This is a genomic window from Spiroplasma endosymbiont of Ammophila pubescens, assembly GCF_964020965.1.
In the GTDB taxonomy this organism is placed as follows: domain Bacteria; phylum Bacillota_I; class Bacilli_A; order Mycoplasmatales; family Mycoplasmataceae; genus Spiroplasma.
The window spans coordinates 176,836-190,183 of sequence record NZ_OZ026611.1 but is presented as its reverse complement, the minus strand read 5'-3'; the positions used below and the strand labels follow the sequence as shown (position 1 = coordinate 190,183).

The window sequence follows — 13,348 nt, the reverse complement described above, 5'->3', positions numbered from 1 at the left end:
TATAAAATGAATTTACTAATATTACGTGTTTTAACTTTATTAGTATCTAATTTAGAAAATAAACCTTTAATAAGTAAATTTGTAAATTTAATTAATAGAGTTAATCAAGTTAAAAATAAAATATTAAAGCCAATTAATTATATTAGTGATAAATATAATAAAATTACAAATAAAGTTGAAGATATTTATCAGTGATTAAATCCATTTACTTATTTAGATTTAATTAAAAAAGGTCATAAAAAAGAAATACAACAAATATTAAGTCAATTAGAAAAAGATAATAATATTAAAAATAGAGAACAATTTAAAAATAAAAATTATTTAAATACTAATTGACAACCTTTAAATAGTAGTTGACTTGATAGTGGTATGTTTAATATTACAAATAAGTTAACTTTAACAGGTAATTTAACTATTTTAATATATACAAAAACAGCAAAACATCCAAAATTTTATGGACCTTATGTTTATCCTAGTGTTCCAGTTGAAGTTTGAAAATTATTAAGTAATGCTGTATCTAATGCAGGAACTTTATTTTGACGTTATTGATTAAGAAAATGATTACCTAGTCATTTAAGAAATTATATTAAAAAACGATTACCGCAAGCATTAAAAGAAAAATACCCAAAAAGAACTACTAAATTAACATTACCAACAGTTCAAAAATTAAATCAAATTAAAAAGTTTATTAATAATTTATTAAAAATTGGACATTTTAATTTTAATTTTGCTGGTGAAATTAATAATAAAAAATGGTATCGTGAACGCCGAAGTGATGTTAAAAATATTAAGAATTTATATAAAACACCAGTTAAAAATATGTTTTACAAAACTAATCAAACTATTAAAACAATTAAGAAAACAAGAACAAGAATTAATAGTTATAAGCCAAGTAATTTAAAAAATAAATATCGTAATCAATTAAGAGGTGTTTTATATGGAAAATAATTTAAGTAATTTGTTATTTATAACAGTTGAAGATGTTAAAGAAAGTAAACTTTGACAACCTATTAATGATAGAAAACAATCTGTTTATAATGATAATTTAATTTATAATGCTATTTTAAAAACTAGTTTATGAATGGATAGATTATCAGGTGGAACAATTTCCGATAAGATTAATAAAAAAGAATTATTTCCATGAATAAAAAAAGATAATACTGGTTTAATTGAATATGATAAATGATTAAGTTATATTCAATCTGCTTGTTTATTAGCAGTTATGAATTGATATTTACCAAAAGGTGTTAATGATTTAACTGGTAGTGCTTCATTTTCACAAGGTTGTTTTGCTTATTCACAAACTAATGACCCTGAAGCAAATGAAAATATTACCAGAGATGTTAAAAATGCTTTAAAATTAGCAGGTGAAATAATTAATATTATATCTAGTAAAACAGTATCTAGACCTTATAATTATAGTTTAGATAATTATGCTCATTCATGAGAAGAAGAATATAAACATATTAGTAAAAAAACTTTTTATTCAACATTATTATTTTGATTAAAAGAACGATTACAAACAGATAATAGTATTAATATTTTTTATCCAACTATTAATGATTTTTCTAAAATTGATTACAACGAATATATTAAACTTATTGTTCCTTTTGACAATGATAGTATTTATTATGATGAAATTAATAAAGTATGAAAATCTAATGGTGGTAATATTATTAATCCATAGTCTATAATGAAAACATTAAATCTTAATGATTTTGTTATTATTGAAGGTAGTAATAATAAAGGTAAAATATCTGTAACAAATGGTTATAATGATGAATTAGCAATTGATGACCCAACAAGTGGTGGTGAATTTGTTAATTATATGAAAACACGACAAATTGGAATTAAATTAATACATACTGAAAGTGGAAAAGCGAATGCTTCATTTAATCAAAAAACGGATGAATTAGAAATTTGAGATCCAGCATTTAAAAATAATGATATAACTGCTAATTTTGAAATTATTAAAACAAGTACAACATCAGAATTAAAAACAACTGATGATACATTGTCAACTACTAAATATATTAATGAACATTATCAATTAAAAGGTAGTGGTTATAATAATTGAGAAGTTGTTAATACTAGTGATTTTGTATATTTTTCTAACAAAAAATATAAAATTAAAAATTATGATTCTATAAAATATATATACAAAATATGAATTGGTATTAATGAAAATAATAAAGAAATTATTAATATTATGATTGAAACATATAAAAATCATTATGAATTTAATTTAACTGCTGGTTTTCTCCCTATAGATATTAATAAAAATGGCGAAATAATTTCTGGAAATAATAAATTAATGGCATTAAATGTTGAAAGAAAAAAAGTAAGTTAGAAAGGAGTTTAATTAATGAAACAAGATAAAACGACTTGATTAAAGGGTGCCTTACCTTGAAATTGATTTAAAAAAAACCCTATTCCGACTTATAATTGAACTCATAAAGATATTAGAGAATGAGAAAGAAAATATAAAATTCGTAGTTGAGTAGTTAGTTTTTATACATTGATATTTTTAGCATTAAATTGTTGATTAGAATATGGTATGATTAATGGCATTAAAGACCAAATTAATTGGTATAATTATGGACAATATTGAGGTAATGGAATTGCTATTTTGATAACACCTTTATTTACACACGGAATTCAAGGTATATTTGTTGCTAGTAGTAAACCAAAAGTAGATATGAAAATTGATATACCAAGATTAAAAATATCTAAAATGGGATTAGTATTTACAATATTACCTTTAATTACTTTAATAATTTCTTTAATTATTATTTGAATTGATAAATCAAAATGAAAAAAAGATCATTTAAGACATTGTTTTGACTGCCGTATTAATCCGCGTGTCGTTCAACCACGAATAACTAAACAATGAAATAATTTAGATGGCATAACAGAAGAAAAATTAAAAAATATACAAAATGAAAATATTAAAAAACAAAAACAAGAAGAAAATAAACAAGAATTAAATATAAACAAATAATTAAATTTTATTAAAATAGACTATATTTATAGGGGTGGTTGATATTTTTGGGTGGTTATATAGTTTAATTTATAAATTATTTTGTTGGTCGTATAAAGAAAATTGGGGTTTTTTATAAAAACAAGAAAAAAATGTCTTTATTTTATTGAACTAAATAATATTTAAAAACAAAAACCCCAATCTTTTACATGCGACCATTTTGTTCTGAAAGGATGGATGGCCACTGTTTAAGTAAGGATGAGAAAGGAAGTAAAAAATGTTAAATGATACATTAATGATTGTTTTACTTGTATTAGCGGGTGCTGGTGGAATGGGTAGTCTTGGTATTCTTGGATTATCTGCTAAAAAAATTAAAAAATATAAAGCAGAAATTAGAGAATTAAGAACTACTGTTATTGCCCACGAAAAACATTTACGAGGATCTGAATATGCAACAGAATTAGCATTAAAAACAGGTCAAATTAAAAATGTTAAAAAGCAAGTTAAAGTAAACAACAAAAAACAAGAACAAAAAGATGCTATTAGACAACTAACAAATAGTATTTAAAAAAAATAACCTTAATTGGTTATTTTTTTATTTTTCCTTTATTATGTTTTATATAAAAATTAATAAGATGTTCTATTCGTTGTGAATAAGTAAAGTCATTGAATTCATTTCAAACTTTTTCTTCATTTTCATTTAAGTAAACATTAACATTTCGAATTAATTTAGAATAATATTTTCTTGTTTTTTAATTAAATGAATGTTTTATAATATTATCTTTCATAATTAGCAATAATAATAGCATCGCGTAAATGATTACTTATATTTTCATTATTATATTTTCAACCTTTACCATATTGATAAGTTAAATTAGCATCTTTTTCAAATTTTCATATACAACTATCATTATATTTGCTCAAATTTTCCATATTTTTAAGAACTGATTTAGTATGGCGTGGTGATACTCAATTGATATTTAATAATTTTTCTGTTTTATATTTAATTGCCCCTATAAATTTTAATAAATCATCTCTATCTTTACTCGCATTAGCATATGTATATAAATAATCTTCAATATTAATAATTGCTTCTGCTCTTAACTCATCTAAAATAATATTGGTTTGTACAATTCAATCACGATTTGTATATTCATATTTATCAATTAATTTATTATCTTCAAAAAAGCAATAGCCGTATTACCAGTTCCTGATGGGTTAATACCTATTTTTATCATTATCTTAAAAATCTTTCTTTAAATTGATAATAAAAATCTTCGCTTTGTTTTCTAATAAGAACTGGTGATAATTTTTCAACATTTAATTCTTCTTTTAATCAATTTTTACCTTTTGAAATAATATCTTGTTCTATTTTTGTATTTGTAATAAAATTTTTAATATTATTAAAATGCTGTTCACTCATTCAATTTGGATTTGAATTGTTAATAATTTCTGTTTGTTCTTTTTCTTGCTTAGAATTAATTTTACTTATTTCACTATTATCGGGATCTAATTCTTCGGTTGGTAAACCTAATAATTTACTTAAAACATATTTAACTCCATAAGTTAATGCTGACCCAATACTTTTAGCGGGGTCAGTATTTTTACCCGTAAAAGGTCAATAAGTTTTAATTTCTTCTGTTTCTTTACATAAAGTTAATTCCATTTCAAAATATGGGATATCATTAATTACTTTTAAAGTATCTTTTACATAACTTCAAATATATGTAATATGATGTTTTTTAAATTCTTTTTTAACTAATTTTAATACTTGTGCTTCACCAAAATAGTTATACATTACTCTACCATTCATTTGCATTGTTTGATTTTTTTCTAAATATAATGATAAATCGTGTTGTATTTCACCAATACTTGCTATTAATGTTTTTTTAGTTTCTTGTGGCATTTTCTCATTCCTCTCTTTCTTGTCATATTAAAATTGCTTCTTTAATTTGTTCTAAATTTTGTTTAGTAATATAAACTTTTTCTTTAATTACTATTTTTAATTTTGGATTTATAATTATCATTAATATTTTTTTATTTTCTATACAAAAGTCTTTTTCTAATAAATAATAAAGTTTTAATTGTCAAATATAGCGTTCAATATCTGTTTTCTCATTAGAACTAGTAATTTTTCAATCACATATTATATATTCATTATCAGTTATTATTCCAATAAAATCAGTTGTCCCACACATTAAAGGACTATAAAGTGTTTTTTCAGTTTCATAATATTTAAATTTAATATCTTTAAAAGTTTCTTGATATAGTTTTGTAAAATTTTTAAATAATTCACGATGTGATTTTATTTCACAATCAATAAATTCAATGAATTCATCATCAAAATTATTTTTTATTCAAACATCAATCATATTATGTAAACATATTACACGAGTTTGTGCTAATTTTAAAATATTCTCATCAATTTGTGAAAAATTTTTTGGCACTAAAATATTAACAATTTTACTTACACTAGGTATTAAAATACTATAATTATGTAATTCATCATTAAAAATATATAAAGGTTTTAAATCTAATCTCATAAAATTGTTTCATCATTACAAATATGTTGATTATCATTATTAAATAATTCTTTTGTCTCAGATGAATTAAATTCTATTTTTTCTTGTGGTTTATTAGATTTTTTTAAATCATTATTTGTATGTAAAAATTCATAATTAGATACTTGAACTATTCATTCAGTTTTATTATCTTTATTTTTAAAAGATTGTAAAACACCAGTAATTGATATTTGACTACCCTTTTGACAATATTTTTGTAAAGTAATTGCTTGTTTATTTCAAACTTGACAAGGAATAAAATAAGTTTCTTTTTGTTTTGAATATGGACGAGTAATTGCTAAATTAAAAATAGTATATTCTTTTCCATTACTTGTTTTCTTAATTTCAATATCTTTTGTTGTTCTACCAATTCCAATAAATTTATTCATTATTAAATTTCCTCCAAATTCTTTTCTTCAATTAAACTATCAATATAGTAATAAGCACTTTCTTCTGAATGACATTCTTCTAATGCTTCATTAAATAAGTCTTCTTCGGTATAAACTTTTCCATCTTCATCTTTATACATATTATTCACATCCTTGTCATTTAATATTTTCATTTTCTAAATCAATAATTGTTGTTAATCATTCATTTTCATTTTCAACACTAGCAGTAAGTTTTGCTTCTTTTAATGTATAAAACGATTTAGTTAGAACTTCATTTTCATATTTCATTACTAATAAGTATTTTTTTCCATAATTATTCCTCCTAATGTTGTTTACCTAATGTTCAATGTTCATCAGTCATATCTTCAAATGATACTGAATAACTTTTAAGCATTAATTCTTGTAATTTATTTTTTTGATCGCATTTAAAACAATAACCTCAATATTTTTGTTTAAGACAAATTTTATTTAACTTTTTCATATTTACCTCCTAAATTATTCCTTTTATTTTTTGGTCGATTTGTAATATTTTTCAACCATCTGATGCTAAATCTAAAATATCGTTAATTTTTTAATATTGCATATAAGAAGCAATAACATCTCACTTGTCTTTAAATAAATTTAAGTACATTTTAGCTCATTCTAAACATTGCAAATCATAATGCTTTTTATGATGTGAAATACGACAATTAATAGGTTGACAATTAACTACAAAGTACTACAATGTTCTACATTTTGTAGTTGTTTGTAAATTTGTTAGGCCGTGTATATACACCTCTTCATCCGCACCATTTCAGGTCAAAGCGTTTAGTTTTTAAAATAAATCTACTCGCACCTTGAAGAGCCTAATGCTAATCGCAAATTTATTTATAATGTGATCACCTCTTTATTTTATTGTCGTTCGATGTTGACCTCGCACTTATCACGACTATCGCTTGTTAAAGCGTCTATTATTTCCAGACTGATTACCGTTGGGCTAGACCGCCTCTGGTGGGAATGAGTTTAAACTCATGTTCTTATGAAAGCACTTAGTTATTTAAAATAACAGTACCACACTGCATTAAATTGTTTTATAAAATTTAAGTTTTAAAAAACCCGTTTCTCAATCAAAAATAATTTTTGAATTTTCTAAGCGTTTATAAAATCGTTTTTGTTTTTTATTTTTTGTCCGATTTAATAAATCTTTATGTTTTTCACAAGTTCATAAAACCTTATTTGATGAAAACTCTTCAGTAATAAATGATATTGTTTTATAGCAGTTATCAATATCACAAATTTGTTGTTGCTTATTTTTCATTACTTACTCCTTTCTTTTATTAAGTTTTTTTATTAGCAAATTAATTAACTGAAACAGAGAAAGGACAACACCTTAAAATTAGAGAAAAAACAGGTACACTTTGTAAAGATTTCTAATATATTTAATAAATGTGTAAACAACTTAAAGAGGGTATCAAAAAGTTGTAATAAAATTTTCTATTTTAAGATTTTAAAATGCTGTCCTTTCTCTGAATCAATTAATAATTTTGGTTTTACAAATAAAAAAACCATTTTAGTAAATGGTTTAATTATTATTCTTATTCAATTTCTATGTATTTGTTAAAATCCTTCTTTTTTACATGCGACCAACTTTTCATTTTTAATATCATCAAGAACAAAAGTATCACCATGATAATAATTGTTTGTTTTACCATTATGTGTAACAGATATCATGTCTCTGCTTCCCGGTGATAAATAATTCTTATGTGATACTACTGTTTCTAAATAATTTTTATAATTAATAGGAAATATTTCAGAAAAACTTGTTCAAGTTGTTTCAAAACTATTTTGAATAATATTTTTTAAACTTTCTTTTGTTCCATAAACATCTAAATAATTGGTAAATTTTGATGCTTTTAAATGATATCCAGTTGTTAATGAATTTAACAATTTATTCTGATCATCCTTATTAAAAACATTATAATAATACCCATCAATATCATAATATAATGACTTTCGTAAGCCACCTTTATAAACAAAACCATTCTTTACTTCTTCTGGTGAATCAAATCAATCTTTGCCATCATAACTATAACGTGGTTTAACTAAACCAGCATGTGTATATGTATTTAAGGCTACTTGTTGTGTTAATGCCACATTACCAAATGCATCACGATATACTAATTGAAAATTGTCAAAATTAGTATCATAAATTTTACTTGCATCTAATGTACGATATTGATAATCTTGGATTATTTTGCCCGGATTAGATGCCGTTTCAATTGTTTCAATTTTATTAGTCTGAAAAATATAATTATTTAAATCATTTTGTGAATAAAAGGTATGGTTATCATAACTATATTTTGTTTTTGTTCTTGCCATAGTTGATGTTGCTTTAATCGTTTTAAATAATGCATCACGTGGCGAAATAACTTGCTCTGTTTCATTATCAAACATTGGTGCCATACTACTAACAAATGTTGATGTTACAACTGTTGTTAGTAAAATAAATTTTAAGATATTAGGTCTCATTTTGATATACCTCCCCATTTCCTTTTACTAATTGGGTATTATCATTAATTCATTTATAAAAATCTGACTTATTACTAAATTTTTGTTCATCAAAATAGACATAATAGTTAGCTACAACATCAGAATGGAAGGTAATATCAATATTGTTGTAAAAATAAGTTAGCGCATCATTCAAAGTATAAAAATAATAATATTTCCCATTAAATAAAACCCCATACACATTATTAGTTATATCTAATTGTTCGTTTAATTGATGATAATTAATTGTTTTAATTAAATCAGTTGATAAAATCGTTTTTCTTTCTAATAATGTATTTTGAATATAACTTCGTTGTTCATCTAACAACTCTACAACAGTATCATATTATCACTCAATTCCTTTGATATCACGAAATTTATATTTAATAATAAATTGATCATTTGTAATTTTTTCTTGCATACTTTTCACAGCATCAATTGAATTATTAAATCATCCATCAATTTCATCAAAATATAAATCAAGACCAAATGTTGCAAAATATTTATCAAAAACTTTTTTAACAAATTTATCTAAATTTTTTTGTCCATCAGATGGGTCATCAATATTAACGGCAAAAATATCAGTTTCATTTTTACCCATTACATTAATATAAAAATATCTTGTATTAATAAAAATGCTTGGATTTTTAATAATATATTCTTTTAAATATTTAATTGCCTTTTCACGTTCAGTAAACAAATTACCTAACACTAAAAACAATTCTTTTTGCTTTGGGTCATTTGAAATATTATTATTTGAAAAAAATGGAACAATTTAAACATGGGATGCAAAATTTTGCCATCATATTTTAAATTTTAAAATGTAACATATTTTAATGGCGATAACAAATTTCCCATATCTCAAATTGCTTTTACAACTTGAATTCCATTTGCAATTTTTCCAATTATTGCCAAAATTGGTGCAATTGGTGCTGCAAACATTTTATCCGTTTATTCATGTTCTGACACATTAGCTGTAATTTTTGAACCATCAGCATTAATCGTAAATAATGATGAATTTTGAAAAATACTTGGTGTTAATGTTTTTAAAACTTCTTCTTTCGTAAATGTTTTACCATTATGATTGTAATGCTTTGTACCACCTTTTACAAAAGTTTGTAATGATGTAGCAACTTTTTTTGCAACAGCCTCTGTCACTGTTTTGGCATTTTTAACAAACTCAACAATTTGATCTAATGTTCCAGAGACTGTATCACTAATTTGCTGTAATTTATTAATAACTCCAGTTAAGACATTAGCCTTGGCTGGTGATTCATATAAAAACTGTGATGGACTAATTATACAAAGAATTTTCCTCAAAAACTACTTGTTGCTGGAACTTCCGCATTATTAACTGTTGGATTATATCCCATTGTTACTACTCATTTCAGAACTTATCTAATATTATATAAGAAAAAAAATATAAAAACAAGATTAATTATAATTAATAAAAAAATAACTCAAAGAGAGTTATTTTTTAATGTTATTATTTACTAATTGAAACAACTGTTCCGGCACCAATTGTACGTCCACCTTCACGAATTGAGAATTTTGTTCCTTCTTCAATCGCAACTGGGGCAATTAATTCAACTGTCATTTCAACATTATCCCCTGGCATAACCATTTCAACACCACTTGGTAATTTAATTGAACCTGTAACATCCGTTGTACGGAAGTAAAATTGTGGACGGTAGTTTCCGAAGAATGGTGTATGACGTCCACCTTCTTCTTTTGTTAAAACATAAACTTGTGCTTTAAATTCTTTATGTGGTTTAACTGAACCTGGTTTAGCAATAACTTGCCCACGTTCAACATCACTACGATCAACTCCACGTAATAAAACCCCAACATTATCTCCAGCTTTAGCATCATCTAATAATTTTCTAAACATTTCTAAACCTGTTGCAACAACTTTTTTAGTTTCATTTTTTAATCCAACGATTTCAACTTCTTCATTAACTTTAACAATTCCACGTTCAACACGACCTGTTGCCACTGTTCCACGACCTGTAATTGTGAAAACATCTTCAACTGGCATCATAAATGGTTTAGCAGTATCTCTTTCTGGTTCTGGAATTCATTCATCAATTGCGTTCATTAATTCCATAATTTTTTCTTCTCATTGAGCATCACCTTCAAGAGCTTTTAAAGCTGATCCTCTAATAACTGGTGTTTTTTCACCATCAAAACCATATTCGCTTAATAGATCTCTAACTTCCATTTCGATTAAATCCATCATTTCAGTATCGCCATCCATCATATCACATTTGTTTAAGAAAACAACCATTTTTGGTACACCAACTTGTCTTGATAATAAGATATGTTCTCTTGTTTGAGGCATTGGCCCATCTGTTGCTGCAACAACTAAAATCGCACCATCCATTTGTGCAGCACCTGTAATCATGTTTTTAACATAATCGGCATGTCCAGGACAGTCTACGTGCGCATAGTGTCTTTTATCAGTACGATATTCAACGTGTGAAGTATTAATTGTAATCCCACGTTCTTTTTCTTCAGGAGCTTTATCAATATTGTCATATTTTTGGGCTTCTGCAAATCCTTTTTTAGCTAATACAGTTGTAATAGCTGCTGTTAAAGTAGTTTTACCATGGTCAACGTGGCCAATTGTTCCAACATTTACGTGTGGTAAACTTCTATCAAATTTTTGTTTTGCCATTTTAATCTTTTCCTCCTATATTTTTAATTAATAGACAAATGCCATAACTATTGTAAATTAATTCTTTTTACTTTGCAATCTTTTTTTAGTAATGGTAGATTAAACCATTGTGTAATAATTAATCTGTTGATTTTCCTGCTTTTTTAATAATTTCTTCGGTAATTGACTTTGGTGCTTCTTGGTAATGTGAAAACAACATTGTATAAGTTCCCCGTCCTTGGGTAAAGCTTCGTAAGTCAGTTGCATATCCAAACATTTCTGATAATGGAACTTTTACCTTTACAACTTGGGCATTTCCACGTTGATCATTTCCTTCAATTTGACCACGACGTGAAGATAAGTTTCCCATTACATCCCCATAGTATTCTTCTGGAACAGTAACTTCAACAGCCATAATTGGTTCTAAAATAACTGGTTTACATTTTTTAGTGGCTTCTTTTAAAGCTAAACTAGCGGCAAACTCATAAGCCATTTGTGATGAATCGACATCATGGTATGACCCATCATATAATGTTGCTTTAATATCAATCATTGGATATCCTGCTAATTTTCCTGTTTGCATTGATTCTTCTAAACCTTTTTTAACTGAACCAATGAATTCTTTTGGAATTTTTCCACCAACAATTGCGTCAACAAACTCAAATCCTTTATCATGATTTGGTTCAAACTTAATTCATACGTGTCCATATTGTCCACGTCCTCCTGATTGTTTAATGTATTTTCCTTCTACTTCAGCACTATCTTTAAATGTTTCACGATATGAAACTTGTGGTGCTCCAACATTAGTTTCCACTTTAAATTCACGTTTCATTCGATCAACTAAAATATCCAAGTGGAGTTCTCCCATTCCAGCAATAATTGTTTGTCCTGTTTCTTCATCTGTTCATGTTCGGAAAGTTGGATCTTCTTCTGCTAATTTTTGTAATGCTAAACTCATTTTTTCTTGGTCAGCTTTTGTTTTTGGTTCTAAAGCTAAATTAATAACTGGTTCTGGAAAAACCATTGATTCTAAGATTACTTCATTTTTTTTATCACAAAGCGTATCTCCTGTTGTTGTTAATTTCAAACCAACTGCTGCTGCAATATCACCAGCATACACTACTTCAGTTTCTTCACGATTATTAGCATGCATTTTTAACAAACGACCAATACGTTCTGTTTTATCTTTTGTTGAGTTTAATACAGAATTTCCTTTTTTTAACACTCCAGAGTAAACCCGGAAGAATGTTAATTTCCCAACAAATGGGTCTGTCATAATTTTAAATGCTAATGCTGAAAATGGTTCACTATCATCAGCATGACGTTCAACTTCAGTCCCATCTTCTAGAACACCTTTAATTGATGGAATATCAAGTGGTGAAGGTAAATAATCAATTACCCCATCCAACATTAATTTAACTCCTTTGTTTTTAAAAGCACTTCCACAAAAGACTGGGAAAAAATCACCAGTTAATGTTGCAGTACGAATTGCACTTTTAATTTCTGGAATTGAAATATCATTACCATCCAAGTATTTCATCATTAACTCTTCATCAAAGTTAACCGCTGCTTCAATTAATTTCATTCGGTATTCTTCAACTAAGTCTTTTAAATCATCTGGGATTGGAATTTCTTTTGCTTCTTCGTTTGCTGCTCCATCATAATGATAAGCTTTTCGTTCAACGATATCAATAATTCCTGTAAACTGGTCTTCAGCTCCAATTGAAATTTGAACTGGATGAGCATTTGCTTGTAAACGGTCATGAATTGTTTTTACTGAGTATAAAAAGTCAGCTCCAATTTTATCCATTTTATTAACAAAGACAATCCGTGGTACACCATATGTGGTTGCTTGACGTCAAACCGTTTCTGTTTGGGGTTCAACTCCTGATTGTCCATCAAGAACAGCTACTGCTCCATCTAACACACGTAATGATCTTTCTACTTCAACAGTAAAATCAACGTGTCCTGGAGTATCAATAATATTTAAGCGCATATTTTTTCAAAACGCCGTTGTTGCCGCAGAAGTAATTGTAATTCCACGTTCTTGTTCTTGAGCCATTCAATCCATTTGGCTAGCTCCATCATGGGTTTCACCAATTTTATGAATTTTCCCAGTATGGAATAAAATGCGTTCTGTTGTTGTAGTTTTTCCAGCATCAATATGTGCCATAATTCCAATATTTCTCGTATTTTCTAGAGAATATTCTCTTGCCATTTTTCTTTTCCTTTCTAT

At 26.1% G+C, this 13,348-nt stretch carries 20 protein-coding genes; 5 read left to right on the top strand and 15 right to left on the bottom strand.

Going from position 1 to position 13,348, the window contains the following annotated elements:
• Positions 1-6 precede the first annotated feature (6 nt).
• From ABNT63_RS01120 to ABNT63_RS01100, 5 genes are all read left to right on the top strand, one after another.
• A complete protein-coding gene (locus ABNT63_RS01120; RefSeq protein ID WP_348736056.1) occupies positions 7-948 on the top strand; it encodes a hypothetical protein in 942 nt (313 codons plus the stop codon).
• Complete coding sequence (locus tag ABNT63_RS01115) at positions 938-1,687, top strand: hypothetical protein (RefSeq protein ID WP_348736055.1); 750 nt, start codon at positions 938-940, stop codon at positions 1,685-1,687. Before ABNT63_RS01120 ends, ABNT63_RS01115 begins: the two co-directional genes overlap by 11 nt.
• Before the next feature lie 6 nt (positions 1,688-1,693).
• A complete protein-coding gene (locus tag ABNT63_RS01110; RefSeq protein WP_348736054.1) occupies positions 1,694-2,350 on the top strand; it encodes a hypothetical protein in 657 nt (218 codons plus the stop codon).
• A 15-nt stretch (positions 2,351-2,365) separates the two neighbouring features.
• Positions 2,366-3,001 (top strand): hypothetical protein, encoded by a 636-nt coding sequence (locus ABNT63_RS01105; protein ID WP_348736053.1) that lies wholly within the window; start codon positions 2,366-2,368, stop codon positions 2,999-3,001.
• A 256-nt stretch (positions 3,002-3,257) separates the two neighbouring features.
• Complete coding sequence (locus ABNT63_RS01100) at positions 3,258-3,548, top strand: hypothetical protein (protein ID WP_348736052.1); 291 nt, start codon at positions 3,258-3,260, stop codon at positions 3,546-3,548.
• A 209-nt stretch (positions 3,549-3,757) separates the two neighbouring features.
• On the opposite strand, the gene ABNT63_RS01095 is transcribed toward ABNT63_RS01100, so the two are convergent.
• From ABNT63_RS01095 to fusA, 15 genes are all read right to left on the bottom strand, one after another.
• Complete coding sequence (locus ABNT63_RS01095) at positions 3,758-3,913, bottom strand: hypothetical protein (RefSeq protein ID WP_348736051.1); 156 nt, start codon at positions 3,911-3,913, stop codon at positions 3,758-3,760.
• A gap of 304 nt (positions 3,914-4,217) precedes the next feature.
• Positions 4,218-4,886 (bottom strand): ERF family protein, encoded by a 669-nt coding sequence (locus ABNT63_RS01090; protein WP_348736050.1) that lies wholly within the window; start codon positions 4,884-4,886, stop codon positions 4,218-4,220.
• The gene (locus ABNT63_RS01085; RefSeq protein ID WP_348736049.1) at positions 4,870-5,523 is read right to left on the bottom strand and encodes a hypothetical protein; all 654 of its coding nucleotides are present in this window, start codon (positions 5,521-5,523) and stop codon (positions 4,870-4,872) included. Before ABNT63_RS01085 ends, ABNT63_RS01090 begins: the two co-directional genes overlap by 17 nt.
• Entirely contained in the window at positions 5,514-5,930 is a 417-nt protein-coding gene (locus ABNT63_RS01080; protein ID WP_348736048.1) for a single-stranded DNA-binding protein, read from the bottom strand. Before ABNT63_RS01080 ends, ABNT63_RS01085 begins: the two co-directional genes overlap by 10 nt.
• 2 nt (positions 5,931-5,932) lie before the next feature.
• Positions 5,933-6,070, bottom strand: coding sequence for a hypothetical protein (locus ABNT63_RS01075; protein WP_348736047.1), 138 nt, complete (start codon positions 6,068-6,070; stop codon positions 5,933-5,935).
• A gap of 1 nt (position 6,071) precedes the next feature.
• Positions 6,072-6,218, bottom strand: coding sequence for a hypothetical protein (locus ABNT63_RS01070; RefSeq protein WP_348735108.1), 147 nt, complete (start codon positions 6,216-6,218; stop codon positions 6,072-6,074).
• 34 nt (positions 6,219-6,252) lie between these two features.
• Positions 6,253-6,411 (bottom strand): hypothetical protein, encoded by a 159-nt coding sequence (locus ABNT63_RS01065; protein ID WP_348736046.1) that lies wholly within the window; start codon positions 6,409-6,411, stop codon positions 6,253-6,255.
• 579 nt (positions 6,412-6,990) lie between these two features.
• Positions 6,991-7,227, bottom strand: coding sequence for a hypothetical protein (locus ABNT63_RS01060; protein WP_348734954.1), 237 nt, complete (start codon positions 7,225-7,227; stop codon positions 6,991-6,993).
• A 299-nt stretch (positions 7,228-7,526) separates the two neighbouring features.
• Entirely contained in the window at positions 7,527-8,438 is a 912-nt protein-coding gene (locus ABNT63_RS01055; protein WP_348736045.1) for a hypothetical protein, read from the bottom strand.
• Complete coding sequence (locus tag ABNT63_RS01050; RefSeq protein ID WP_348736044.1) at positions 8,428-8,784, bottom strand: hypothetical protein; 357 nt, start codon at positions 8,782-8,784, stop codon at positions 8,428-8,430. The genes ABNT63_RS01055 and ABNT63_RS01050 overlap by 11 nt, the downstream gene beginning before the upstream one ends.
• Before the next feature lie 18 nt (positions 8,785-8,802).
• Entirely contained in the window at positions 8,803-9,168 is a 366-nt protein-coding gene (locus ABNT63_RS01045; protein ID WP_348736043.1) for a hypothetical protein, read from the bottom strand.
• A gap of 104 nt (positions 9,169-9,272) precedes the next feature.
• Complete coding sequence (locus ABNT63_RS01040) at positions 9,273-9,398, bottom strand: hypothetical protein (protein ID WP_348736042.1); 126 nt, start codon at positions 9,396-9,398, stop codon at positions 9,273-9,275.
• Positions 9,399-9,407: 9 nt separating this feature from the next.
• Entirely contained in the window at positions 9,408-9,776 is a 369-nt protein-coding gene (locus ABNT63_RS01035) for a hypothetical protein (protein WP_348736041.1), read from the bottom strand.
• A gap of 166 nt (positions 9,777-9,942) precedes the next feature.
• Complete coding sequence (tuf, locus tag ABNT63_RS01030) at positions 9,943-11,133, bottom strand: elongation factor Tu (RefSeq protein ID WP_348736040.1); 1,191 nt, start codon at positions 11,131-11,133, stop codon at positions 9,943-9,945.
• A gap of 118 nt (positions 11,134-11,251) precedes the next feature.
• Positions 11,252-13,330 (bottom strand): elongation factor G, encoded by a 2,079-nt coding sequence (gene fusA, locus ABNT63_RS01025; RefSeq protein WP_348736039.1) that lies wholly within the window; start codon positions 13,328-13,330, stop codon positions 11,252-11,254.
• Between the last annotated feature and the right edge of the window lie 18 nt (positions 13,331-13,348).